This is a genomic window from Xanthomonas sp. CFBP 8151, assembly GCF_011761885.1.
Classification (GTDB): domain Bacteria; phylum Pseudomonadota; class Gammaproteobacteria; order Xanthomonadales; family Xanthomonadaceae; genus Xanthomonas; species Xanthomonas arboricola_B.
On the sequence record NZ_JAASQZ010000003.1, the window covers coordinates 352,739 to 375,330 of the forward strand.

Genomic DNA, 22,592 nt, shown 5'->3' on the forward strand with positions numbered 1-22,592 from the left:
GCAGGCTATGGCGTGAAAGTTGCGTTAATGTGACAATTTCAGATCGCGTTGCAATCTGATATTTGTCAGTAAAGACAAAGATTTACGTGCGTTTGTTTTTTGTCAGCGTGTGTCATGAGTCTGAACGGGTCGCGCCTTATGACAGATGTGACAGCGGCGCAATTCGCCGTCTCAGCGCGCCCAGGCTTATTGCGACCTGAACCAACCACATGAAACTGTGGCGTATCAAGCGCCTTGTGCGTCGCACCACTTGCGCAGGCGCGTTCTAAATTGTTAGTTTCGAGGCCATGTTTCCTCGATTCCTCCAGCTGCTGTTGGTCTGCCTGCTCGCGCTCACTGCGTGGTCGGCGGCCGATGCGCATGACCGCATCCACGATGCGCTTGTGGGCGACGGCGTGGCGGTCATGACGGATGCTGGCGAAGAACGTGATGCAGCCGATGAGCTGCAGGGCGACGGGGACGCACAGACCCAGGTCGATTCCCATTCTGCAGATGACATCCCCTTGCTCTCCCAAGCATGGCCGGTGGTCGCACGTTATTTCCCCTCCTGGTACGCGCATTACGCGCCGGCAACTCAAAAACGCGACCTGATCCCGCAACTGCGTCCTCCCAACGCAGTGCGCGCCTGATCCTTCGTTAGTCGCGTCACCCGGTGTAGCGCACCGGCTTCCTTTGACTTGTTCGTCTTTGCACTTCGCGGTTCTCGCCGCGGAGAGCTATCCGTTACCTAGAGGTATCTCCCATGGAAAGTTTGCTAGAAGGTTTTCGTCATTTCCGTAAGGAAGTGTATCCGCGCCAGAGTGCGCGCTTTCAGGAACTGGCCGGTGGCCAGAGTCCGCATACGTTGTTCATCACCTGCGCCGATTCGCGTGTCATGCCGGAGCTGATCTTCTCCGCACAGCCGGGCGAACTGTTCGTCTATCGCAACATCGGCAATGTGGTGCCGCCTTACTCCCAGCATGTCAGCGGCGTGGTTGCGGCAATCGAATACGCCATTGCCGTGTTGGGCGTGCGCCACATTGTGATCTGCGGCCACACCGACTGCGGCGCGATGAAGGCCGTGCTCAAGCCGGAATCGCTGGAGGACGTGCCGTCCGTGGCGGCCTGGCTCAAGCACACCGATGCAGCGCGTCATGTCACTGCGCACCATGGACACGATCCGCACAGCCAGGAAGCACTGAGCTGCATGACCGAAGAGAACGTGGTCTCGCAGCTGGACCATCTGCGCACGCAGCCGGTGGTGGCCGCGCGTCTGGCTGCCGGTACCTTGCGCATCCATGGCTGGATCTACGACATCGCCCACGGCGAGATCCGTGCCTTCGATGCCGAGAAGGGTGGCTTCCGTCCGTTGTTGGCGGACAACACCCCCGAAGCCACCCCACGTCCGCGACTGCAGCAAGTCGTGCGCGCTGAACTCGCCTGAGGGAGCACATCATGAACACATCAGGTATCGGCGGATATTTCCGTCAGGGACTGTTCGGGCGTGACTTGTTGTCGTCGGTCGTAGTCTTTCTGGTCGCGCTCCCGTTGTGCATGGGTATCGCAATCGCTTCCGGCATGCCGCCGGCCACAGGCCTGATCACCGGCATCATCGGTGGACTGGTCGTTGGCTTCCTGGCGGGCTCTCCCTTGCAGGTGAGTGGACCGGCCGCCGGCCTGGCTGTGTTGGTGTTCGAACTGGTCCGCGAGCACGGTATTGCCGCACTCGGTCCGGTGATCCTGCTGGCTGGTGCGATTCAGTTGATCGCCGGTCTATGCCGTGCAGGCGTGTGGTTCCGGATGACGTCGCCGGCCGTGGTGGCCGGCATGTTGTCGGGCATCGGCATCCTGATCGTGGCCTCGCAGGCGCATGTGCTGATGGACGCCGCTCCCAAGGCGCGCGGTCTGGAAAACTTCGCTGCATTGCCGGCCGTGGTGTGGCAGGCGATCACCGAAGGAACAGGCCGTACCGCGTTGTTCGTGGGCCTGGCCACCATCGGCATCATCCTGGCATGGGACAAGCTGCGTCCGCAGCGTTTGCGTTTCCTGCCGGGTGCGTTGATCGCGGTGGTGGTGGTCACGGCGACGGTGCAGTTGCAGGGCCTGAACGTCAACAAGGTCGATGTGCCGACCAATCTGTTCTCGGCGATCAGCATCCCCAGCGTGGCGGACATCTTCGGCGTGTTCAATGCGACGTTGGTGGTGTCGGCGGTGACCTTTGCCTTCATCGCCAGCGCAGAGACCTTGCTGTCGGCGGCGGCGGTGGATCGCATGCATCAGGGCGCGCGTACGCAGTACGACCGTGAGCTGGCGGCGCAGGGTGTGGGCAATATGCTGTGCGGCTTCCTGGGCGCCTTGCCGATGACCGGCGTGATCGTGCGAAGTGCGGCCAACGTGCAGGCCGGCGCGGCCACGCGCATGTCCACGGTGCTGCATGGCGGCTGGTTGCTGGTCTTCGCGATGCTGCTGCCGTGGCTGTTGCGGATGACGCCGGTGGCGTGTCTGGCCGGCATCCTGGTCTATACGGGCGTGAAGATGATCAAGATCGGGCAGGTCAAGGAGCTGGCGACCTATGGTCGTGGCACCGCGGCGATCTACCTGGCGACCACCTTCGCGATCGTGGCGACCGACCTGCTGACCGGTGTGCTGATCGGCTTCGGCCTGTCGTTGCTCCGTCTGGCCCTGCATTCTTCGCGCCTGAAGGTGGACGTGCGCGAGCACGAGCACAAGAAGGACGAGATGCATCTGACCCTGCAGGGCTCGGCGACGTTCCTGAAGGTGCCGGCGATGGCGCGTACGTTGGAAAGCGTGCCGCCGAACACCGCACTGCATCTGGACGTGGCCAGGCTGCATCACGTCGACCATGCCTGCATCGAGTTGCTGCGCGACTGGAGCCGGAATGCGGCCTCGCGCGGCTGCGAGCTGGTGGTGGACTGGAACGAGTTGGATCGACGCGTGGAAGGACAGCCGACGGCGGAAAGCGTGCTGGTCGAACAGCGCGTGGAGCAAGCGAAGGCGGCGTAAACCTGCTGCAAACGCCCGGCGCTTGCGCTAGGCGATCTCTGTCGCGACCGGGTGATGCATGGCGCCGAAAGACGCATCATCCGGTCGCGATTTTTTTTTGGGGCGGGGATTGGGGAATCGGGAATCGGGATTCGCAAAAGCACACGCTGGCTTGTCGGCGTGATTGCCTGGCGTGGGGCGTGCAGGTTGCCTGGTTGTCGTGATGCCTGGTTAGTTTCTTGGAGTTGTCGGCCGTTCGTCAGGCGCGCGGGTCTTGTCGCGGTAGCGGCATAGGTCGTGGATCACGCAGCCTGGGCAATCGGGTTTGCGTGCCTTGCAGACGTAGCGGCCATGCAGGATGAGCCAATGGTGTGCGTCGTGCAGGAATTCGGCCGGAATGACCTTGACCAGTGTGTCCTCGACCGCGCGCACGTCCTTGCCTGCGGCAAGACCGGTGCGGTTGGCGACGCGGAAGATATGCGTGTCCACCGCCATGGTGGGTTCGCCAAACGCGGTGTTGAGCACGACGTTGGCGGTCTTGCGGCCGACGCCGGGTAACGCCTCCAGTGCAGTGCGATCGTGCGGCACCTGGCCGCCGTGTTGCTCCAGCAGGATCCTGCAGGTGGCGATGACGTTCTTGGCCTTGGCGTTGAACAGGCCGATGGTGGCGATGTAGCGCTTCAGGCCTTCTTCGCCCAGATCGAGAATGTCGCGCGGGGTATTGGCCACCGGATACAGCTTGCGGGTGGCCTTGTTGACGCCGACATCGGTGGCTTGTGCCGACAGCAGCACCGCGATCAGCAACTCGAACGGCGTGGTGTATTCCAGCTCGGTGGTCGGGTGCGGATTGAGCTCGCGCAGGCGCGCGAACATCTCCTGTATTTCAGGCTTGCGCATGCTGCTGCCGCGCCGTGCCGGCGCGGATGCGTGGATCGCGTTCATGGCTGTGCTCCACCAGCGGCCTTGGCCTTGGCACGCGCCAGGATGGCGGCAGCCAGCGGCGGTAACGCGGCGGCCGCCGGTTGGCTGGGCGCCGGTGCCGGCGTCCGGCGTGCATCGCGTTCGGCGGCGCGACGTTGCAGGCGCGCGGCGCGTGCACGGTAGCGGTCGCGTGCGGCCCAGGCATCGCGCAGCCGTAGCTGTGTGGTAAGCAATGCCGCGCTCAGCTGCGGGCAGGCCGGATCCAGCAGGTCGTCGCGCGGATCGGGTCGGTACTCCATCAGGCCCAGTGCCAACGCACGATCGAGATCGTCGGCGTGGACGCAGTCGAACAGCTGCAGGGCCAGTGGACGTGGTGCCGGTGTAGGGTCGAACGTCATGGCAGGCCGATCAGCGGTTGAGAAAGTGCGCGGGGCGTTTTTCGAGAAAGGCGCCGGTGCCTTCGCGCATGTCGTCGCTGGCGAACAACAGCGCAAATTGCGCGGTTTCCAGCTGCAGGCCTTCTTCGATGGCGCATTCGCCACCGAACACCACCGCATCCAGGATGCCGCGCAGCGCGAGCGGTGCGGCGGCGGCCAGGCGCTGTGCCAGGGCAAGAGTTTCGTCCTGCAGTGCCTCCGGTTCGACCACGCGATTGACCAAACCCAACTGCAACGCGCGTGCGGCATCGATTGGCAGGCCGAGCAGGCACAGTTCCAGCGCCGCCGCTCGCCCGGTCAGACGCAACAGCCGTTGTGTGCCGCCGAAACCGGGGATCAGGCCGAGATTGACCTCCGGCTGCCCCAGGCGTGCGATGGATGCGGCAATGCGCAGATGGCAGGCCATCGCCAGCTCCAGTCCGCCACCGAGCGCAAAGCCGTTGACCATGGCGATCACCGGCTTGGGCATGCGCTCGATCCGGCGCATCAGCTGCTGACCGAGCAGCGAGAACGCGCGGCCCTGCATCGCCGACAGATCGCGCATCTCGGCGATGTCCGCGCCGGCGACAAACGCCTTGGGGCCGGCACCGGTCAGGATCACCACGCGGATATCGTCCGCGTTCGCTGCCTCGGCAAAGGCGTGATCCAGCGCCCGCAGCGTTTCCTGGTTCAAGGCGTTCAGTTTGTCCGGTCGATTGACCGTGATCGTCCGTACACTGGCGTGGTCGGCGATCAGAATGACGTGATTGGACATGGAAATCCTTACGAACGTAAAAAATTAGTAAATGCGGAACTTCCGAAAGCCTTGCTGGTCATAGCTTTCGTGATAAGTAGCGGTTCGCTATCGCGGCCGCTATCCTAGCGCGTCATCTCAGGCGGCAGACCCGTCCTGTGCCACCACCCTGGAGAATTGTTTGATGAAGTTGCGTTCTATCGCGGTCGCTGTGGCGGCCCTGGCCCTGTCGGGCAATGCACTGGCCCAGGACACGACGTCCGAGAAGGGCAAGTTGAGCTATTACTTCGGCTACGACTACGGCAACAACCTCGCCGAGCTCACCGGCCGCGGCGAGCAGCTCGACATCAACTCGGTGGTAAAGGGTCTGCAGGACGCCTATGCCAAGAAGCAGCCGGCGATCACCGCCGACCAGCTGAAGCCGGCTGTCGAAGCGTTCCAGAAGCGTGAGCAGGGCCGTGCCCAGCAGGCCAAGGCCGAGTACGACAAGGCCGCTGCTGCTAACAAGACCAAGAGCGACCAGTTCCTGGCCAAGAACAAGGGCACCGCTGGCGTGCAGACGCTGCCGAGCGGCGTGCAGTACCGCGTGATCGAAGCAGGCAAGGGCGCCAAGCCGACCCAGGCCAGCACCGTGCAGCTGGAAGTGGCCGGTCCGTTCCCGTTCGGCGACCGCGAGAAGGCGCGTCCCGCGCAGCAGATCCCGGCCATCAAGGTCAGCGAAGTCGAAATGCAGGCCATGCGCGACACGCTGCTGCAGATGCCGGCTGGTTCGAAGTGGGAAGTGACCCTGCCGCCGGAGAAAGCCTACGGTGCCGATCCGCGTACCCCGTTCCCGCCGAACGTGGCTGTGCAGTTCGAGATCAAGCTGGTCAGCGTCAAGTAATTGCCTTTGATGTTGCTGCGACAACGCCGGCCACCAGGCCGGCGTTGTCGTTTGGGTTCACCGGATACGCGTGACAGGATGGCGGAACGGCGTGACGATGCGGTGTGGCGGGAGGCAGCGATGAGCGACATCGATTCGAACCGCAGTGGCCTTCCCAGCCCGTGTATCGGTGTATGTTCGCTGGACGCGCAGGCGCACTGTGTCGGCTGCCTGCGCAGCCTGGATGAAATTGCACGTTGGATGAGCATGAGCGACGGCGAACGTCAGGAGTATCTGCACACGGTTCTGCCCGCGCGCGCGTTGGCCGCGCGGCTGCCCGAATGTGCGCAGCTGCAGCGTGCGTTGTATGCGCTGGACACCGCGCCCGACGGGCCTGGCTGGAATCATGCCGAATTGATCGATCTGACCGAAGGCGGCGCGTCAGCCGAGGCCGCGGTGCTGTGCGGCCTGGTGGCGCGCACGCACGGCACCACGGTGCTGCTGACCCGGCGCACCGACAGCCTGCGTCACCATGCCGGGCAGGTCAGTTTTCCCGGTGGACGGGTCGAGCCGTCGGATGCGGATGCGGCCGCTGCGGCCTTGCGCGAGAGTTGCGAAGAAATCGCGCTCGGCGCCGGTCAGGTGCATGCGCTGGGATATCTGGATCCGTTTCTGACCGTGAGCGGCTTTCGCGTCACGCCGGTGGTGGCGGTCATCGACCCGGCGTTCGTGGCGGTGCCGCAGCCGGATGAAGTGGCCGAGGTGTTCGAGGTGCCGTTGGCCTATCTGATGGACCCGGACAATCTGCGCAGCGTGGAGCTGGAGTTTCGCGGCCGGCCACGCCGCGTGCTGGAATACGACTGGCCGGGCCACCGCATCTGGGGTGCCACCGCGGCCATTCTCCTCAATCTTCGTCGTCGTCTGGAGCAGGTAGCATGAGTGCGGAACTCCACTGGACCACGCTGGTCGACAGCGCCACGTTGGCAGCAGCATTGCCGCACCCGCGGTTGCGACTGCTGGACGCGCGCGCTGCGCCACCGACTGCGCCGGACCCGGATGCAGCGCGCAAGGCCTATGCGCAGGGGCATCTGCCAGGCGCGCACTACGCCGATCTCGACGATGATCTGGCCGATCTGTCGCGGCCTGCACGGGGGCGGCATCCGCTGCCGCACAGCGCCGCATTCGCCAGGCGGCTGGGCGAGTGGGGGATCGACCCGGACAGCCAGGTGGTGATCTACGACGCTGCCGACGGCAGCATGGCCGCGGCGCGGGCGTGGTGGATGCTGCGGCTGATGGGGCATCGTCGCGTGGCGGTGCTCGACGGCGGATTGGCCGCCTGGCGCGCTGCGGGGTTGCCCGAAAGCGCCGAGCCGCCTGCAGTGCGCGATGGCGTGGCATATCCAGGCAGCTTTGACAGCGATGCCGTGGTCGAGGCCGAGCAGATTCTGGCGCGGCTGGATCAGGCGCCGGGTTGGTTGCTGGATGCGCGTGCGGGCGAGCGTTTTCGCGGCGAGGCGGAGCCGGTCGATCCGGTGGCCGGGCATGTGCCCGGCGCGGTGAGTCGTCCGCTAGATGTGAGCCTGCGCAACGGCCGTTTCAAGCCGGCAGGGGAGCTGCGTGCGGAGTTGGCTCCGCTGCTGGGCGCGTATCGCCCCGAGCAGGCGGTGGTGATGTGCGGTTCGGGCGTGACCGCGTGTCATCTGCTGCTGGCATTGGAAGTGGCCGGCTTGTCGGGCGCGCGCGTTTACGCCGGGTCCTGGAGCGGTTGGGTGCAGGATTCGACACGTCCGGTCGCGACCAGCCCCTGATTGCAGGCACAATGGCGGCAGGAACGGTGACCTGTGGGGACGCAGGTTCGCTGCGCGGAGCGCAGTTTCTTGCAGTGCTGGGTGACTCATGCGGTTGCAGTTGCAGGTCGGCGCGCTGTGCGTCGCGATGCTGTCGATGGCGGCCTGTTCGGCCGGCTCGACCGCCGACGCTGACGGTGCGCGCATCGCCGGTCGTGAACAGGGCGACCGCCATGCGGTGTATCAAGTTGAACTCGAACGTGTACGCGCCAAGCGCCTGCAGCGCTTGCGTGCGCCCGACGGTTGGCTGAGCTTCACCGGCTCCGGGCGCGTGCGTGCAGGCCGGTACCAGGTGGGTAGCGATCCGCGCAGCGATCTCGTATTGCCGGCCGGCCCTGCGCAACTGGGGCAGCTGACGCTGGGTACCGACGGCCGCGTGCACTTCGAAGCCGCGGTCGCCGCACAGGTGCACTTGAACGGGCAGCGCGTCGAGCGCGTACGCCTGGAGCCGGAGCGCGCAGGGCAGCGCGGTGATCGCCTGGATGTGGAAGGGCGGCAGTTCTATCTGGTGCAGACCGGCAGCCTGTTCGGCTGGCGTTTCCGCGACCCGGCAGCGCCGCTGCTGACCCACTTCGCCGGGCTGGAATATTTCCCGACCGATCCGCACTGGCGCATCCAGGCGCGCTGGCAGGCGTATCCCACGCCGCGTACGACCACATTGCTGACCTCGATCGGTACACCGCTCACCGTCGAGGTGCCGGGCGAGGCGGTGTTTTCGCGCAATGGCCAGGAGTATCGGTTGCAGCCGATCGTCAGCGACGACGGGCAGGGTCTGTTCTTCCTGTTCGCCGATCGCACCAGCGGCAAGGAAAGTTATGGCGGCGCGCGCTATCTCCATACCGCAGCGCCACGTGAGGGCCGGCTCGTGCTCGACTTCAACCTGGCCGAGAATCCACCCTGCGCGTTGACGCCGCACGTGGTCTGCCCGATCGCATCGCCGGAAAATCGCCTGGACCTGGCGGTGAATGCAGGCGAGAAGACCTACCGCGCGGCCGAACGCTGAGCGCTGCACCAGCGAAGACAGCATGCGGTGTCGATGGCGTTGTGCCGCTGCTAGCGCGGCGTATGCGGCCAGCTGACTGCCGCTTCGATCTGCGGCCACGGAAACAGCGGCCCTGGGTCGAGCTTGCGTTGGATCTTGCGCGACGGGTCATCGCTGGCTGCTTCCCGAGTGGTGTCCAGTGCCTGGTGGCCGGCGATGCGGCGTACCGATGGCAGCTGCTGTTGCAGCCATTGCAGCAGCGTGATCAGCGCGCTGATCTGCACCTGCGGATACGGTTCGTTCATGCACTGATGGCGCGAGTCCAGCCAGTGCGGGTAACGGCCGCTGTTGACCAGTTCGATGCCCAGCGTATGCGGGTTGTGGCCGCGCACGTGATGGGCGACGCGCTCCAGCGCGACGTATTGCTGGATGCTGCCGTTGCGGTCGATGTAGTAATGCCCGCTGTTGCCGGTGCCGCTGTCGTAGAGCACGCGTTCGCCGTATTCGCGCGCCATCGCCATGTCGGGCAGTTCGGTGCAATGGATGACCACCATGTCGATCTGCGTGAGCGCGCGTCGCGCCAGCCGCGATTCGTAGGACAGGGGCGCGTAGGTGATCGGTGGCGACGGCAGGACGGCATCGGACATGGGGCGGATGCTAGCATTCGACGATGGCTTTGAATCCCGACAGCCCTTTGGGCCAATTGATGGCAACCCTGCCGCAGACCGGCCAGGTGACCTGGATCGGCGTGCGCCCGGCGCGCGACGTGGACATGATCGAGGTGGACGCGGCGCAGGCCACCACCGGCATCGGCCTGGTCGGCGACCGTTACAAAGGCGGCAGCGGCAAGCGTGGCGTGACCCTGATCCAGGCCGAGCATCTGCCGGTGATCGCGGCGCTGGCCGGTCACGCAGTGATTGCGCCGGCCACCTTGCGCCGCAATCTGGTGGTGTCCGGCATCCCGCTGATCGCCTTGAAAGGGCGTCGCTTCCGCATCGGCGGTGTCGAGCTGGAAGGCACCGACCCCTGCGATCCGTGCTCGCGCATGGAGGATGCGCTGGGGGCGGGCGGCTACAACGCCATGCGCGGCCATGGCGGCTTGTGCGCGCGCATCCTGCGTGGCGGCGTGTTGCGCATCGGCGATACGGTGCAGGCGCTATGAGCCGCGGTCACTGCATCCTGTCGCACGGCTTCGAAAGCGGCCCGGACGCGCTGAAGGTCACCGCCCTGGCCGACGTCGCCGGGCAGCTGGGCTGGACCCACGAGCGCCCGGACTACACCGATCTGGACGCACGCCGCGAGGTCAGCTCGCTCGGCGACGTGCAGGGACGGCTGCAACGCCTGCTGCAGATCGCGCGTGCGGCGGCCGACAAGGGCCCGCTGGTGCTGGTCGGTTCCAGCCTGGGCTCGTACATCGCCGCGCAGGTGTCGTTGCAGGTGCCCACGCGCGGGTTGTTCCTGATGGTGCCGCCGACCAGGATGGGGCCATTGCCGGCACTGGATGCGGCGCGCGTGCCGATTTCCATCGTGCATGCCTGGCGCGATGAATTGATTCCGGCCAGCGAGGTGATCGCCTGGGCGCAGGCGCGGCATGCGCGCTTGTTGCTGGTCGACGACGAACACCGGCTGGCATCGCATGTGGATGCGTCGGCACGCGCCTTCGCCGAACTGTTGCAGAGCCTGTGATGCGCAATGGCCTGAAGACGTGCGGGCTGCGGGGCCTGCGATGAACGTGCTGATTCGCGAAGCCAGCGATGGCGATGCCGCGGCGATCGAACTGCTGACGATGGTCGCGTTCATGCGCGACGAACATAGCCGCCACGACGAGCAGCACGTGATCACCGCCTTGCGCGACGACGGCGCGCTGGCGCTGTCGCTGGTGGCCGACCACGACGGCTATGTGGTCGGGCACCTGGCGGTATCGCCGGTGTCGCTGTCGGACGATTCGCCCGGCTGGTACGCGTTGGGGCCGCTGGCAGTCGGGCCGGGGCATCAGCGCCAGGGACTGGGCACGCGCCTGGTGCAGGCGGCGTTGGCCAGTTTGCGCCAGCGTGGCGCTGCCGGTTGTCTGGCATTGGGCGAGCCGGCGTTCTTCAGGCGTCTGGGTTTTGCGGTGGAGCCGGGGTTGGTGTTGCCCGGCGTCCCGGCATCCGAGCTGCAGGCGCTGGCGTTCGGCGACCGTCTGCTGCCGCTGGCCGATGTTGCCTATCACCCGGCCTTCGGACTGGGTTGAGTCCAGCTGCTGGCGACCAGTTGGCGTGATCCACGCCGGGGCTTGCGTGCGGAGGGACAGCTCTTGCTCCGGCTCGGGAACGCATGGACACCGATCTTGGCGGTTGCGTGTCGGCGAGCGCTCGCCGCGTTTTTCCAGGGCGCCTGGAAATCGGGGTGGCGGCCTTCAGGAGCTTGAATATATCTGTGAAGGCTGCTGCTTGCCATGCTGTGCTTGAACGCGACCAGGCCGGTAATTTGGCTTGCGTCGCAGGCTGACCTACACTTCGCCGCATTGCCCACGGTCTGAGGATTGGTCCAATGCGCCATTGATGCCGCCGTCGTGATGACGGCCTTGACCCGCTGCTGGTCCGCTTGGATCGGCGCGTGTGCTGGCATGCAATGGAGACCGGTATGACCTGTCCGTCGTTGACGCTGGAAAGCGTTGCGTATGTGCTGCCCGATGGCAGCTCGCTATTTTCCGATCTGACGATCCACATCGACCAACGCGCCACCGGCCTGGTCGGGCGCAATGGCGTGGGCAAGAGCGTGCTCGCGCGCCTGCTGGCCGGCGAGGTGCTGCCCAGCGCCGGGCATTGCGTGCGCAACGGCAGCGTGCATTACCTGCCGCAGCACGTGCGCGTGGCGCCCGGGCAAAGCATTGCCGAATTGGCCGGCGTCGCGCCGCTGCTGGATGCGCTGGACCGTATCGCCGCCGGCAGCGTTGCGCCCGCCGATTTTGAACGCGTCGGCGAGCGCTGGACTGCCCATGCGCAATTTGCCGCAGAACTCGAGCGGCAAGGCCTGGGTGGGCGCGATCCGCGTGCACCGGCCGCGCAGCTCAGCGGCGGCGAAGCGATGCGCGTGGCACTGGCCGGTGCGTTTCTGACCCGGCCGGACCTGTTGATTCTGGACGAGCCCAGCAATCACCTGGATGGCCCGCAACGCCAGCGGCTGATGGATCAGTTGCTGGCGTGGAGCGGTGGCTTGCTGGTGATCAGCCACGACCGCGGCCTGCTCGATGCGATGCAGCGCATTGTTGAGTTGTCCGCGCAGGGGCTGCGCAGCTACGGCGGCAATTACACGTTCTATGCGCAGCAGCGCGCCATCGAACAGCAGGCCGCCAGCGCGTTGCTGGCCCAGCGCAAACAGGCGCGTGCACGCGGCGAGCAGGCGCTGCGCGAGCAACAGCAGCGTCAACAGCAACGCCACGTGCGCGGCGCGCGTGCTGCAGGGCAGGCCAATCAGGCCGCGATCCTGCTTGGCGCGCAGAAGCAGCGCAGCGAGGTCAGTGCGGGGCGGCTGCAACAGCAACGTCAGGCCGAACAGGCGCGGCTGAGCGCGGCGGTGGTGCAGGCCGCAGCCCAGGTGCAGAGCGATCCTGCGATTGCAGTACTGGCGCCGACATCGCCTTCCGGTGCATCGCGGCGCTTGGCCACGCTGCACGAAGTGGCACTGGCCGACGGGCGGCTGGGCGGGCGGCGGGTGGATCTGCTGCTGCATGGGCAGCCGCGGATCGGCTTGGTCGGTCCCAATGGCAGCGGCAAGTCGTCGTTGTTGCAACTGCTGGCCGGGCGCCTGCAACCCAGCGCGGGGCAATGCCAGGTGCATGTGCCGGCGGCGTATCTGGATCAGCACCTGGGGCTGCTGGATCCGGCGCGCTCGGCCGCTGCGCACCTGCGTGACGCAGATCCGGGCGTGCCGGCCCACGCACAGCGGCTGCGCCTGGCGCTGCTGGGACTGGACCAGACGCATGCCGACCTGCCCACCGGCCAGCTCAGCGGCGGGCAGCGGCTCAAGGCCGCGCTGGCCTGTGCGCTGTACCGGGCGCAGCCGGCGCAATTGCTGTTGCTGGACGAGCCGACCAACCACCTGGATCTGGCCGCGGTGGAGGCGATCGAGGCGCTGCTGCGCAGCTACCAGGGGGCGCTGATCGTCGCCTCGCACGATGCCGCCTTCCTGCAGCGGCTGGGCCTGCGGCAGCGCCTGGAGACTGCGCAGCCGCAGTGGCGGCTGGCGCCGTGGTGAACCGCGCGGCGGGCGATCCCGCCGCCGGGCTGGTAAAGCCGGCTCCGATGGCCGACCATTTGCGCCCCGCCCGCGGCGGCCACGGCTTTGCCCTCCCGGGCGCCGGCCCAGCGTCCTGCTCCCGCGCTAGCCCTCACGGCCAGCGTCTCCATCGATACCTGCCTACGTGAAATTCTTCGCATCCTGTGCCAAGGGCCTGGAATACCTGCTTGCCGACGAGCTGCTGTCGCTCGGCGCCAGCAAGGCCACCGCCACCATCTCCGGCGTCAACGTCGAAGGCGACCTGCGCGACGCGCAGCGCGCCGTGCTGTGGTCGCGCCTGGCCAGCCGCGTGCTGTGGCCGCTGAGCGAGTTCGATTGCCCGGACGAGGACGCGCTGTATGCCGGGGTGGCCGAATTGCCGTGGGACGAGCACCTGTCCGTCGGGCACACATTGTCGGTGGACGCACATGTCTCCGGCACCGCCATCACGCACGCCCGTTACGCCGCGCAGCGCATCAAGGACGCGGTGGTCGACACCATGCGCCGGCAGGGCCTGGAACGTCCGTCGGTGGATGTGGACAGCCCGGATCTGCGTTTGAACCTGTCGCTGCGCAAGGGCCGTGCCACCATCTCGGTGGATCTGGGCGGCGGCCCGCTGCATCGGCGCGGCTGGCGCATGGCGCAGAACGATGCGCCGCTCAAGGAGAATCTGGCCGCGGCGGTGTTGCTGCGCGCCGGTTGGCCGCGCGCCTACGCCGAGGGCGGCGGCCTGCTGGATCCGATGTGCGGCAGCGGCACCCTGCTGATCGAAGGCGCGCTGATGGCCGCCGACGTGGCCCCCGGCCTGCAGCGCTATGGCAGCGATATCCCCAGCCGCTGGCGCGGCTTCGACCGCGAGGGCTGGCAGCAGCTGGTGGGCGAAGCGCGCCAGCGCGACAGTCTTGGCCGCGCCGCGCTCAGGCAGGTGATCCACGGCAGCGACATGGACCCGCATGCGATTCGCGCCGCGAAAGAGAATGCGCAAGTGGCCGGCGTGGCCGAGGCGATCTGGTTCGGCGTGCGCGAGGTGGGCGATCTGCAGACCCCGCCGCAGGCCACCGGCGTGGTGGTGTGCAATCCGCCTTACGACGAACGTCTTGCCGCCGATGCGGCGCTGTATCGCCGCCTGGGCGATACCCTGCAGCGCGCCGTGCCGCAATGGCGGGCCAGCCTGCTGTGCGGCAACGCCGAGCTGGCATATGCCACCGGCCTGCGCGCTGGCAAGAAGTACCAGCTGTTCAATGGCGCGATCGAGTGCGCGTTGATCGTCTGCGACCCGATCGCGGTGCCGCGGCGCACCCCGCTGGCGGCGCCGACCGCGCTTAGCGAAGGCGCGCAGATGGTGGCCAATCGCCTGCGCAAGAATCTGCAGAAGTTCAAGAAGTGGCGCGCACGCGAAGGCATCGAATGTTTCCGCGTCTACGACGCCGATCTGCCGGAGTATTCCGCGGCCATCGACGTGTACCAGCAGGCCGATGGCGATCGCCGCGTGTTTCTGCATGTGCAGGAATACGCGGCGCCGGCGACGATTCCGGAAGCCGACGTGCGCCGCCGTCTGGGCGAACTGCTGGCCGCCGCACGCGAGGTGTTCGAGGTGCCGGGCGAACGCGTGGCGCTCAAATCGCGCGAGCGCGGCAAGGGCGGCAGCAAGTACGGCCGCTTCGAGCAGCGCAACGAGTTCATCAACGTGCGCGAGCATGGCGCGCTGCTGCGGGTGAATCTGTTCGATTACCTGGACACGGGCCTGTTCCTGGACCATCGCCCGTTGCGCGGCACCATGGCCGCGCAATCGAAGGGGCGGCGTTTCCTCAACCTGTTCTGCTATACCGGCGTGGCCAGCGTGCAAGCGGCAGTGGCCGGCGCAAGCTCGACCACCAGCGTGGACCTGTCCGCTACCTATCTGCAGTGGTGTGCCGACAACCTGGCCCTGAACGGCCAGGCCGGCAGCAAGCACAAGCTGGTGCAGGCCGACGCGCTGGCCTGGCTAGAAGCCGAGCGCGCGCATTTCGACGTGATCTTCTGCGACCCGCCGACCTTCTCCAACTCCGCGCGCGCCGAAGACTTCGACATCCAGCGCGAACACGTGCGGCTGTTGCGTGCGGCAGTGGCGCGGCTGGCGCCGGGCGGGGTGCTGTACTTCTCCAACAACTTCCGTCGCTTCAAGCTGGATGCCGAACTGGTGGCCGAGTTCGCGCAGTGCGAGGAAATCAGCCCGCGCACCATCGACCCGGATTTCGAGCGGCATGCGCGCATCCATCGCGCCTGGCGGTTGACTGCCTGAGCACGTGGTGCGGTCGCGTCTGACCGGGCAGTGCGCGCTGGGTATCGCCAGCGTTCGACCGGCTAATGTGCGCCGTGTCGCCGGTGGCGCCCGATCGCGCAGGCGCAAGCCCGGCCGTGCAGGCGAGGGCGGGGCGGGCAGCCAACAAGCCCACCACAGCGCTGCGGTATGCTGATTCGCATGCTCTGGAGTCAACGATGACCGCACCACCCCGGATTGCCTTTCTCGCCAGTCACGCCGAGCCGGCGGTGACCGCGCGCGCGCGTCTTGTGCAGCGCTATGGCGATCATGCGCTGGACACCGCCGACATCGTCTGCGCCCTGGGCGGGGACGGTTTCATGCTGCAGACCCTGCACCGGCACGGCGCTGCCAGCAAGCCGGTGTTCGGCATGAAGCTGGGCTCGGTCGGGTTCCTGATGAACCAGTACCGCGACGACGAGGACGACCTGCTCGCGCGTCTGCAACGTGCCGAACCGGCGCACCTGCGCCCGCTGGAAATGCAGGTGCAGACCGAGTCCGGTGCCAGCACGGTGTCGCTGGCCTACAACGAGGTCTCGCTGCTGCGCCAGACCCGCCAGGCCGCGCACCTGAGCGTGGATCTCAATGGCCAGACCCGCATCGCCGAGCTGATCGGTGACGGTGTCATGGTCGCCACGCCAGCCGGCAGCACCGCCTACAACTATTCCGCGCACGGGCCGATCCTGCCGCTGGGCTCGCACACGCTGGCACTGACGCCGATCGCCCCCTATCGCCCGCGCCGCTGGCGGGGCGCCATCCTCAAGGCCGACACCGAAGTGTGCTTCCGCGTGCTGGACCCGTACAAGCGCCCAGTCAGCGTCACCGCCGACTCGCACGAGATCCGCGACGTGGTGGAAGTGACCATCCGCGAATCCACCCAGCGCCAGGTGACGCTGCTGTTCGATCCCGAACACAATCTGGAAGAACGCATCTTCAGCGAACAGTTTGCGGTTTGAGGAGCGGGGATTTGGGAGTGGGGATTCGGGATTGGCAACGGCAGCAGCGCGACGTGCAGCCGAGCCTGCGCGTGCCCAAGGTACGATGCAGTGCAAGTAACCATCTCAAATCCCAGAACATTCGTTGTTGCTCCAGCCCATTCCCCAATCCCGATTCCCCATTCCCGGCACCCCAATGGCTGATAATTCCCCAAGACTCCTGACCGTCGCGGTGACCTCGCGCGCGCTGTTCGATCTCGAAGAAGGCCACGCGCTGTTCGAGGCTGATGGGGTGGAGGCGTATTCGGCGTTCCAGCGCGAGCATGAGGACGACATCCTGGAGCCGGGGGTCGCCTTTCCGGTAGTGCGCAAGCTGCTGGCGCTCAACCATGATGTGCCCGAAGAAACCCCGCGTGTCGAAGTGATCCTGCTGTCGCGCAATTCCGCCGACACCGGGCTGCGCATCTTCAATTCGATCCAGCACTACAACCTGGGCATCGTGCGGGCGACCTTCACCTCGGGTCAGCCGACCTGGCCATACGTGAAGCCATTCGGTACCGATCTGTTCCTGTCGGCCAATCCGGAGTCGGTACGTCGCGCACTCACCCATGGCATCGCGGCGGCGACCATCATGCCGCGCGCACCGGGCGAACGCGCCGAGGCCGCCGCGGCGATCGTGGACAACGACGAAAGCCGCCTGTCGACCCAGCTGCGTATCGCCTTCGACGGCGATGCGGTGATCTTTGGCGACGAGAGCGAGCGCATCTCGCGCGAGCAGGGCGTGGAGGCGTTTGGGCGCCACGAGCGCGAACGTGCGCGCGAGCCGTTGTCGGTCGGTCCGTTCCGCAATTTCCTGTCGGCGCTGCATACGCTGCAGGCGGCATTTCCACCGGGCGAGGCCTCGCCGATCCGCACCGCGCTGGTCACCGCGCGCTCGGCGCCGGCCCACGAGCGGGTGATCCGCACCCTGCGCGAGTGGGGCGTGCGTCTGGACGAGGCGCTGTTTCTGGGCGGGCGGCACAAGGGGCCGTTTCTGGAGGCGTTCGGCGCGGATATCTTCTTCGACGATTCGCAGCACAACATCGACAGTGCGCGCCAACACCAGCATGTGGCGGCCGGTCACGTGCCACATGGCGTGGCCAACGATCCGCCGGGCAGGTGAGCGACGCAGCGGAGCCGTCCGGACGCGCAACGCTGCGCTCCAGCTGGCGCCAGCTGGAGCTGTATTTCGTCGACGACACCGTGCAAACCCGCATGTCGCGCTGGGCGCCGTACCGGCTGATGCTGCCGTATACGCGCGGCATGCTGGCGGCGCTGTGGCTGCTGCAGCCGCGCCCCGAGCGCATCGGCCTGATCGGCTTCGGCGGCGGCGCGCAGGCCAAGTTCTGCCACCGTTACCTGCGCAGCACGCGCATCGAGGCGGTGGACGTCGACGCGCAGGTGCTGGCGTTGCGCAATGCGTTTGGCGTGCCATGCGACGATGCGCGGCTTGAGGTCACGCATGGCGACGGTGCGCAGTGGATCGGCACGCGTGCCGGGCGCTACGACCTGTTGCTGCTGGATGCCTACGATGCCGATGGCATTCCGCCGGCGTTGTGCACGCCCGAGTTCTACGCTGACTGCCGCGCTGCGCTGACGCCCGGCGGTGTGTTGGCCCTGAACCTGTTCCAGGTGCCGCTCGGCGGGCATCTGGGCGCCCTGCGCGAGCTGTTCGATGGACGGGTGCTGCTGTTGCCCGAGCCGGATCCGCGCAACCAGGTACTGTACGCCTGGAACGGCAAACGCACGCCGCAGCCTGCGGCGCAGACGCTGGCGGCCTTGCCATGGTCGGCGCGTCGGCAGCTGCGGCCGGCGATGCTGCGGCTGCAGGCAGCGTGGATGGAACGCGACTGGCAATTTTCGTGAGCTGCAGGCCGGCGCCCGTCAGCAGCCTGCGAAGACGAAAGTCTCAACACCGCTCGCAGGTGCACGGCTATGGGGCGAGCGGACTTTCTGCATCCGCCAGCGGCAACTGGATATCGGTCAACCGCCAATGCAGGCCTTGGCGGGTCAGCACGAACACCACCGGCGCTCCGGCGGCGGTGCGGGTGGTCGCGGTGAAGCGGCGGGTGGATTCGAAGCGCTGCTCGGCGCCTTGCAGCGGACGCGCCGGTGCTGGCGCCGCATAGGTGTCCGGGCTGACGGTGTCGCCGGTGACGCGATTCCACACGCTATGGCCTTGCAGCAATGCGCCGATGCCCAGAGGCGTCACCAGCGTGTCCACGCCGGCGCCGCTGATGCCGCTGGCAAGCTGCAGGGCGAATCCGCCGAGCAGGCTCGATTGCATGCGGCTGCCGGCCTGGCGAATCAGGTAATCGTCCAGCTGTGCCTTGAGGTTGACCCGCAGGCTGGGGAAGTCCACATGGCGTTCCAGCTGCGCCGCGTCGCGATTGGCGACTGCCTCGCTGATGCCGCGAATGGCCAGGTACGGGCCTGCAACCACGTAACTGGCCAGCAGCAGCACGGCCAGCACAGGCAACAGCAACCAGCGCTTCTTCATGGTGTGCATTCCCTTGCTGTGGTTTGCGCAAGATGCATCGATGCACGGCGTCGTGCAGCAACAAACCGCTGTGATCCGCCGTTTGCCGGCACCGCGTCGATTGCTGTCGGCGCCGCGCGATCCATCAAAATTCCAGATCCAGCGCGGCGCACAGATAATCGACGAACGGCGCCAGCACCACCAGGTCAGCCTCGATGGTCTGGCGCAGGCGCGGGCCGGTCATGACGGCGTCGTCGAGATGCCGCAGATACGCCCAGTTGCGATGCTTGAGATCGTCGATGAACTCGAACTCGTTGGGAAAGCCGCGCGGTGCACGCACTAGCTTCTCGCTGTCGTCCAGCGCGAACTTGCGGCGCAGTCTGGGTTCGTAGGCTGCCGCTTTCCAGTTGGCGGGGTTGTCGAAAATGAACTGGCGCAGCTTGCGCTGGGTGTCCGGCTCCGGATGCCACAGCCCGGCACCCACGAAACTTTCGCCTGGCTGCAGATGGATGTAGAACGACGGCGCCGGCACCTGGCGGCGGCGCTCATGAAACAGGCGCGCGCCCTGCCAGTTCTTGTACGGCGATTTGTCGTTGGAAAAACGCGCATCGCGATAGATGCGAAACAGCGAGCCGCCCTGGGTCTTGGGATCGGCGCGATAGTGCTCGCTGACCTCGGCCAAAGCCGGCTGCAGGTCGGTGATGAGCTGCAGGAACGGCTGGCGCACATGCGCCTCGTACTGATGCCGGTGGTCGTTGAACCAGGTCTTGTCGTTGTGGCGCGCCAACGCGCGCAGGAACTTGAAACTGGCGTCGGAAAAATAGCTGGTCATAGCGTGCGTTGGAGGTCCAGACCCCAGGCGGTGAGCTGATCGAGCAGGGACTGCTTGGTAGCATCGTCCGGGTGAGCGAGCCGTAAATCCGCGATCTGCGCATGGAACTGATCGAGCGTGACTTCGCCCAGGCCCCTGTCTTCCAGCAGGCGCTGGCGGCGGTAGACGTTCCAGCGTTCCTGCTCTTCGAACGACAGCGTCTGCGGCCAGTTGCGCGCGCGGTAGCGGAACAGCAGTTCGACCAGGCGCGGGTCGCGAAAGCGCGACTCCAGCGCGCCCAGTTCGGCCGGCGCACTGGCGCGCACCTGCGCAAGCAGGCGCTTGTCGCCTTCGGCCAGGAAGCCGTCATAGAGCGAGGCATCGGCATCGTTGACGGCCGGCGCGGCAGCGCGCTCGCTGCCGTACACCTGGCGCACTTTTTCGGCCAGTTCAGGGCCCAGCTCGCGCAGGCGCGCAGCCTTGGCCAACACTGCGTCGTGGTCGATGCCCAGACGCTGGAAATCCGCCGCACGCAGATGCTGCCAGGCCACCAGCGCCGGCGACTTGTTCAAGTGCACTTCCTTGAGCGCAGTGCGCTGTTCGCCTTTGGGCAGGTCGGCAGCGCGGATGTACAGCCGGTCGGCGATCTCGTCCGGGCTCAGGCGCAACAGCACTTCAGGATCGCCTTCCAGATCGAACACGATCACGCGGCTGTCGATGCGCGGATGGCGCGTCAATGGCAACACCGCAGCGGCGCACATGCGCGAGGCGGGATAGCGCTGCGAGATATGCAGCACCGCCTGCATCGCGACGACGTCCAGCAGCGTCGCCGCAAAGCGCTTGTCGCGCAGACGCAGTGCGTAGTCCCATAACTTGGGCTGATGCTGCTGGAACCTGCGCGCCATGCCGATGGTGGCGTACACGTCCGACAGCGCCTCGTGCGCATCGCCTTCGCGCACCGCGTTGGCATCGGCCAGGTGTTCGAGCTTGAACGAGGTGGCGCCGTCTTCGCGCTGCGGCCAGACGATGCCGTCCGGACGCAGCGCATGCACCAGCCGCAACACGTCGAGCAGGTCCCAGCGCGAATTGCCGCCGCGCCACTCGCGCTCGTACGGGTCGTAGAAATTGCGGAACAGCCCGCAGCGCACGAACTCGTCGTCGAAGCGGATCGAGTTGTAGCCCAGCGTGCAGGTCTGCGGCCGGCTCATCTGCTCGGCGATGCGCGCAAACGCTTCGGCCTCGCTCACGCCTTCGCGCAGTGCGTGCTGCGGGGTGATGCCGGTGACCATGGTCGCGTACGGAGAGGGCAGCAGATCGTCGGCCGGCTGCACGTAGAAACTGATCGGCTCTTCGATCACGCGCAGTTGCGCATCGGTACGCACCGCGGCGAACTGTGCGATGCGGGTGCGGCGTGGATCCTGGCCGAAGGTTTCCAGGTCGTAGAAGAGAAAGCTGTCAGGCATGCCGTATGAGATCCAGGTCCGCGGCGCGCTGCGCATGGCGCCGCCAGTGCTGCCTAGTATCTCCCATCCGCGCGCCGGCCCGCTGACGCCGGCCGGTGCAGGCCGATCAGTGCGCGCCTTCCAGCGGCTGCAGGCGCGCATGCACGACCGCTTCCAGCGCGGCCCAGTCGATGCGCGACAGGTCGCTGTGCCCGCGTGTGGCCTCGACCAGGATCTGGCGCTGGACCTCGCTGCGCGCCAGGGCGATCGCGTAGCGCGTGCGCAGGAAGGTCACCATCGTGTAATGCGGCACGAAACGGGTGGGCCAACGTGCCTGCAGTTGCTGTTCGAGCGCGCGTTGCAGCAGGAAGTCGGGATCGTCGACGCGGTCGCGCATCTCCAGATAGTTTTCCAGTGCCATCTGCTGGATCGCTGCGGCATCCTCATGGCGTGCGGCCTGGAATGCGGCAAACGCGGTTTCCAGGTCGTCGTGCGCGTCCAGTTGTTCTGCCAGCGCCACGCAATCTTCGAACGCGCAATTCATGCCCTGGCCGTGGAACGGCACCATCGCATGCGCGGCGTCGCCGATCAGCAGGGCGCGGCCGCCCAGATGCCAGCGGTCCAGCGTCAGCGTGCCGAGCAGGCCAGGCGGATGTTCTTCCCAATGCTCCTTGAGCTGCGGGATCAGCGGCAGGGCATCGGGAAAATCACGCGCGAACAGGGCCAGCGCTTCGTCGCCGGTGCGCGTGGTGGCAAAGCTGGGCGCGCCGGCGTTGGGCAGAAACAGGGTGACGGTGAAGGTGCCGCCATCGTTGGGCAGCGCGATGCACATGTAGCGCCCACGCGGCCAGATGTGCAACGCGTTGCCTTCGATGCGGAAACCGCCACCGGGCAACGGAGGGATTTCCAGCTCCTTGTAGGAGTGATCGAGGAATTCGGTGCGCTCGCCCAATGGCGATTTGCGCTGCATCGCCGCGCGCAACGCCGAGCCGGCGCCATCGCTGCCAATCAGGCTCTGGAAGTGGATTTCGTGCGGCTGGTCGTCGCGGTCGTCGATGAAGCGCGCATAGCCGGCATCGAAGTCCACCGTGTGCAGGCGGCGGTAGAAATGCACGCGTGCGCCGGCCTGCTCGGCCAGATCCAGCAGCGCGACATTCAACGCGGCGCGGTGGATCGACCAGATCACTTCGCTGTCGTCGCGCCCGTAGCGCTGCAGCTGCGGTTGTGCATGCAGCGGATGCACCATGCGCCCGCGCATCATCACCGCTTTGGCCATCACCGCGTCTTCGGCGCCGGCCTGGCGCAGCGCATGGCGGCCGCGTTCGGCCAGCGCCAGGTTGATCGAGCGGCCGGACTCGTAACCCTTGATGCGCGGATCGCCGCGGCGCTCGTAGACGGTGACCTGCCAGCCGCGACGCGACAGCAGGATGGCCAGCAGGCAACCGGCCAGGCCAGCGCCGATCAAGGTCAGGGAACGGGGAGAGACTGCGCTCAATGCGGTATCCGGCAGCGGCCGGACGTGAGTACCGGCCAAGAGGGGAAAAGGAGAGTGATTGGCAACTG

24 protein-coding genes are annotated in these 22,592 nt (G+C 66.6%); 16 read left to right on the top strand and 8 right to left on the bottom strand.

The annotated features are described in order from the left end of the window. The first annotated feature begins 308 nt into the window (after nucleotides 1-308). From FHT08_RS15715 to FHT08_RS15725, 3 genes are all read left to right on the top strand, one after another. Nucleotides 309-629, top strand: a complete 321-nt coding sequence (locus FHT08_RS15715) for a hypothetical protein (RefSeq protein WP_181141263.1) — start codon at nucleotides 309-311, stop codon at nucleotides 627-629. A 113-nt stretch (nucleotides 630-742) separates the two neighbouring features. Beyond that, nucleotides 743-1,423, top strand: coding sequence for a carbonic anhydrase (locus FHT08_RS15720; protein WP_016902474.1), 681 nt, complete (start codon nucleotides 743-745; stop codon nucleotides 1,421-1,423). An 11-nt stretch (nucleotides 1,424-1,434) separates the two neighbouring features. Further along, complete coding sequence (locus FHT08_RS15725; protein WP_166775658.1) at nucleotides 1,435-3,003, top strand: SulP family inorganic anion transporter; 1,569 nt, start codon at nucleotides 1,435-1,437, stop codon at nucleotides 3,001-3,003. 210 nt (nucleotides 3,004-3,213) lie between these two features. Here the strand turns inward: FHT08_RS15725 and nth are convergent, their stop codons facing one another. Genes nth through FHT08_RS15740 form a run of 3 tightly spaced genes read right to left on the bottom strand, consistent with a single transcriptional unit; the run spans nucleotide 3,214 to nucleotide 5,094 of the window. Continuing rightward, nucleotides 3,214-3,924, bottom strand: a complete 711-nt coding sequence (nth, locus tag FHT08_RS15730) for an endonuclease III (protein ID WP_166775660.1) — start codon at nucleotides 3,922-3,924, stop codon at nucleotides 3,214-3,216. Continuing rightward, complete coding sequence (locus FHT08_RS15735) at nucleotides 3,921-4,301, bottom strand: hypothetical protein (protein ID WP_166775662.1); 381 nt, start codon at nucleotides 4,299-4,301, stop codon at nucleotides 3,921-3,923. The genes nth and FHT08_RS15735 overlap by 4 nt, the downstream gene beginning before the upstream one ends. 10 nt (nucleotides 4,302-4,311) lie before the next feature. Further along, nucleotides 4,312-5,094 carry an enoyl-CoA hydratase-related protein gene (locus FHT08_RS15740; RefSeq protein ID WP_166775664.1) on the bottom strand — a complete coding sequence of 261 codons (783 nt, stop codon included), beginning with the start codon at nucleotides 5,092-5,094 and terminating at the stop codon, nucleotides 4,312-4,314. 163 nt (nucleotides 5,095-5,257) lie between these two features. Here FHT08_RS15740 and FHT08_RS15745 point away from each other — a divergent pair, with 163 nt between their 5' ends. From FHT08_RS15745 to FHT08_RS15760, 4 genes are all read left to right on the top strand, one after another. Continuing rightward, entirely contained in the window at nucleotides 5,258-5,956 is a 699-nt protein-coding gene (locus FHT08_RS15745) for an FKBP-type peptidyl-prolyl cis-trans isomerase N-terminal domain-containing protein (RefSeq protein ID WP_104538002.1), read from the top strand. 120 nt (nucleotides 5,957-6,076) lie between these two features. Further along, nucleotides 6,077-6,874 carry a CoA pyrophosphatase gene (locus FHT08_RS15750; protein ID WP_104538001.1) on the top strand — a complete coding sequence of 266 codons (798 nt, stop codon included), beginning with the start codon at nucleotides 6,077-6,079 and terminating at the stop codon, nucleotides 6,872-6,874. Then, nucleotides 6,871-7,743, top strand: coding sequence for a sulfurtransferase (locus FHT08_RS15755; RefSeq protein WP_104605482.1), 873 nt, complete (start codon nucleotides 6,871-6,873; stop codon nucleotides 7,741-7,743). Before FHT08_RS15750 ends, FHT08_RS15755 begins: the two co-directional genes overlap by 4 nt. Nucleotides 7,744-7,831: 88 nt before the next feature. Further along, nucleotides 7,832-8,785 (top strand): DUF1684 domain-containing protein, encoded by a 954-nt coding sequence (locus tag FHT08_RS15760; protein WP_104537999.1) that lies wholly within the window; start codon nucleotides 7,832-7,834, stop codon nucleotides 8,783-8,785. A gap of 50 nt (nucleotides 8,786-8,835) precedes the next feature. Here FHT08_RS15760 and FHT08_RS15765 read toward each other — a convergent pair whose 3' ends face one another. Then, on the bottom strand, nucleotides 8,836-9,411 hold the full coding sequence (locus FHT08_RS15765; protein WP_104537998.1) for an N-acetylmuramoyl-L-alanine amidase: 576 nt from the start codon (nucleotides 9,409-9,411) through the stop codon (nucleotides 8,836-8,838). A 23-nt stretch (nucleotides 9,412-9,434) separates the two neighbouring features. Here FHT08_RS15765 and FHT08_RS15770 point away from each other — a divergent pair, with 23 nt between their 5' ends. The 9 genes from FHT08_RS15770 to FHT08_RS15810 all read left to right on the top strand — a co-directional run bounded on the left by FHT08_RS15770 (nucleotide 9,435) and on the right by FHT08_RS15810 (nucleotide 18,163). Next, nucleotides 9,435-9,926 (top strand): MOSC domain-containing protein, encoded by a 492-nt coding sequence (locus FHT08_RS15770; protein ID WP_104537997.1) that lies wholly within the window; start codon nucleotides 9,435-9,437, stop codon nucleotides 9,924-9,926. Further along, nucleotides 9,923-10,450, top strand: coding sequence for a YqiA/YcfP family alpha/beta fold hydrolase (locus tag FHT08_RS15775; RefSeq protein WP_104537996.1), 528 nt, complete (start codon nucleotides 9,923-9,925; stop codon nucleotides 10,448-10,450). The genes FHT08_RS15770 and FHT08_RS15775 overlap by 4 nt, the downstream gene beginning before the upstream one ends. A gap of 40 nt (nucleotides 10,451-10,490) precedes the next feature. Next, a complete protein-coding gene (locus FHT08_RS15780) occupies nucleotides 10,491-10,997 on the top strand; it encodes an N-acetyltransferase (protein WP_104605490.1) in 507 nt (168 codons plus the stop codon). Nucleotides 10,998-11,389: 392 nt separating this feature from the next. Beyond that, nucleotides 11,390-13,003, top strand: a complete 1,614-nt coding sequence (locus FHT08_RS15785) for an ABC-F family ATP-binding cassette domain-containing protein (RefSeq protein ID WP_166775666.1) — start codon at nucleotides 11,390-11,392, stop codon at nucleotides 13,001-13,003. Continuing rightward, on the top strand, nucleotides 12,982-13,173 hold the full coding sequence (locus FHT08_RS20215) for a hypothetical protein (protein ID WP_166775667.1): 192 nt from the start codon (nucleotides 12,982-12,984) through the stop codon (nucleotides 13,171-13,173). Before FHT08_RS15785 ends, FHT08_RS20215 begins: the two co-directional genes overlap by 22 nt. Next, complete coding sequence (gene rlmKL / locus FHT08_RS15795) at nucleotides 13,170-15,305, top strand: bifunctional 23S rRNA (guanine(2069)-N(7))-methyltransferase RlmK/23S rRNA (guanine(2445)-N(2))-methyltransferase RlmL (RefSeq protein WP_166775669.1); 2,136 nt, start codon at nucleotides 13,170-13,172, stop codon at nucleotides 15,303-15,305. Before FHT08_RS20215 ends, rlmKL begins: the two co-directional genes overlap by 4 nt. A gap of 197 nt (nucleotides 15,306-15,502) precedes the next feature. After that, nucleotides 15,503-16,279, top strand: a complete 777-nt coding sequence (locus tag FHT08_RS15800) for an NAD kinase (protein WP_016902458.1) — start codon at nucleotides 15,503-15,505, stop codon at nucleotides 16,277-16,279. Nucleotides 16,280-16,454: 175 nt separating this feature from the next. Further along, a complete protein-coding gene (locus FHT08_RS15805) occupies nucleotides 16,455-17,420 on the top strand; it encodes a 5'-nucleotidase (protein ID WP_024940674.1) in 966 nt (321 codons plus the stop codon). Then, the gene (locus FHT08_RS15810) at nucleotides 17,417-18,163 is read left to right on the top strand and encodes a transferase (RefSeq protein ID WP_166775671.1); all 747 of its coding nucleotides are present in this window, start codon (nucleotides 17,417-17,419) and stop codon (nucleotides 18,161-18,163) included. Before FHT08_RS15805 ends, FHT08_RS15810 begins: the two co-directional genes overlap by 4 nt. 67 nt (nucleotides 18,164-18,230) lie before the next feature. Here the strand turns inward: FHT08_RS15810 and FHT08_RS15815 are convergent, their stop codons facing one another. The 4 genes from FHT08_RS15815 to FHT08_RS15830 form a co-directional block, all read right to left on the bottom strand. Continuing rightward, complete coding sequence (locus tag FHT08_RS15815) at nucleotides 18,231-18,797, bottom strand: DUF2939 domain-containing protein (RefSeq protein WP_166775673.1); 567 nt, start codon at nucleotides 18,795-18,797, stop codon at nucleotides 18,231-18,233. A gap of 124 nt (nucleotides 18,798-18,921) precedes the next feature. After that, nucleotides 18,922-19,608 (bottom strand): DUF2461 domain-containing protein, encoded by a 687-nt coding sequence (locus tag FHT08_RS15820; RefSeq protein WP_104605496.1) that lies wholly within the window; start codon nucleotides 19,606-19,608, stop codon nucleotides 18,922-18,924. After that, entirely contained in the window at nucleotides 19,605-21,050 is a 1,446-nt protein-coding gene (gene sbcB / locus FHT08_RS15825; protein WP_166775675.1) for an exodeoxyribonuclease I, read from the bottom strand. Before sbcB ends, FHT08_RS15820 begins: the two co-directional genes overlap by 4 nt. A gap of 106 nt (nucleotides 21,051-21,156) precedes the next feature. After that, nucleotides 21,157-22,524 (bottom strand): NAD(P)/FAD-dependent oxidoreductase, encoded by a 1,368-nt coding sequence (locus FHT08_RS15830; protein WP_166775677.1) that lies wholly within the window; start codon nucleotides 22,522-22,524, stop codon nucleotides 21,157-21,159. Nucleotides 22,525-22,592: the final 68 nt, after the last annotated feature.

Excerpts from the sequence above, each read along its gene's own strand:
- FHT08_RS15720 (WP_016902474.1), top strand. The coding sequence starts at position 743 with ATGGAAAGTTTGCTAGAAGGTTTTCGTCATTTCCGTAAGGAAGTGTAT.
- FHT08_RS15725 (WP_166775658.1), top strand. The coding sequence starts at position 1,435 with ATGAACACATCAGGTATCGGCGGATATTTCCGTCAGGGACTGTTCGGG.
- nth (WP_166775660.1), bottom strand. The coding sequence starts at position 3,924 with ATGAACGCGATCCACGCATCCGCGCCGGCACGGCGCGGCAGCAGCATG.
- FHT08_RS15735 (WP_166775662.1), bottom strand. The coding sequence starts at position 4,301 with ATGACGTTCGACCCTACACCGGCACCACGTCCACTGGCCCTGCAGCTG.
- FHT08_RS15740 (WP_166775664.1), bottom strand. The coding sequence starts at position 5,094 with ATGTCCAATCACGTCATTCTGATCGCCGACCACGCCAGTGTACGGACG.
- FHT08_RS15745 (WP_104538002.1), top strand. The coding sequence starts at position 5,258 with ATGAAGTTGCGTTCTATCGCGGTCGCTGTGGCGGCCCTGGCCCTGTCG.
- FHT08_RS15750 (WP_104538001.1), top strand. The coding sequence starts at position 6,077 with ATGAGCGACATCGATTCGAACCGCAGTGGCCTTCCCAGCCCGTGTATC.
- FHT08_RS15755 (WP_104605482.1), top strand. The coding sequence starts at position 6,871 with ATGAGTGCGGAACTCCACTGGACCACGCTGGTCGACAGCGCCACGTTG.
- FHT08_RS15760 (WP_104537999.1), top strand. The coding sequence starts at position 7,832 with ATGCGGTTGCAGTTGCAGGTCGGCGCGCTGTGCGTCGCGATGCTGTCG.
- FHT08_RS15765 (WP_104537998.1), bottom strand. The coding sequence starts at position 9,411 with ATGTCCGATGCCGTCCTGCCGTCGCCACCGATCACCTACGCGCCCCTG.
- FHT08_RS15770 (WP_104537997.1), top strand. The coding sequence starts at position 9,435 with ATGGCTTTGAATCCCGACAGCCCTTTGGGCCAATTGATGGCAACCCTG.
- FHT08_RS15775 (WP_104537996.1), top strand. The coding sequence starts at position 9,923 with ATGAGCCGCGGTCACTGCATCCTGTCGCACGGCTTCGAAAGCGGCCCG.
- FHT08_RS15780 (WP_104605490.1), top strand. The coding sequence starts at position 10,491 with ATGAACGTGCTGATTCGCGAAGCCAGCGATGGCGATGCCGCGGCGATC.
- FHT08_RS15785 (WP_166775666.1), top strand. The coding sequence starts at position 11,390 with ATGACCTGTCCGTCGTTGACGCTGGAAAGCGTTGCGTATGTGCTGCCC.
- FHT08_RS15800 (WP_016902458.1), top strand. The coding sequence starts at position 15,503 with ATGACCGCACCACCCCGGATTGCCTTTCTCGCCAGTCACGCCGAGCCG.
- FHT08_RS15805 (WP_024940674.1), top strand. The coding sequence starts at position 16,455 with ATGGCTGATAATTCCCCAAGACTCCTGACCGTCGCGGTGACCTCGCGC.
- FHT08_RS15815 (WP_166775673.1), bottom strand. The coding sequence starts at position 18,797 with ATGAAGAAGCGCTGGTTGCTGTTGCCTGTGCTGGCCGTGCTGCTGCTG.
- FHT08_RS15820 (WP_104605496.1), bottom strand. The coding sequence starts at position 19,608 with ATGACCAGCTATTTTTCCGACGCCAGTTTCAAGTTCCTGCGCGCGTTG.
- sbcB (WP_166775675.1), bottom strand. The coding sequence starts at position 21,050 with ATGCCTGACAGCTTTCTCTTCTACGACCTGGAAACCTTCGGCCAGGAT.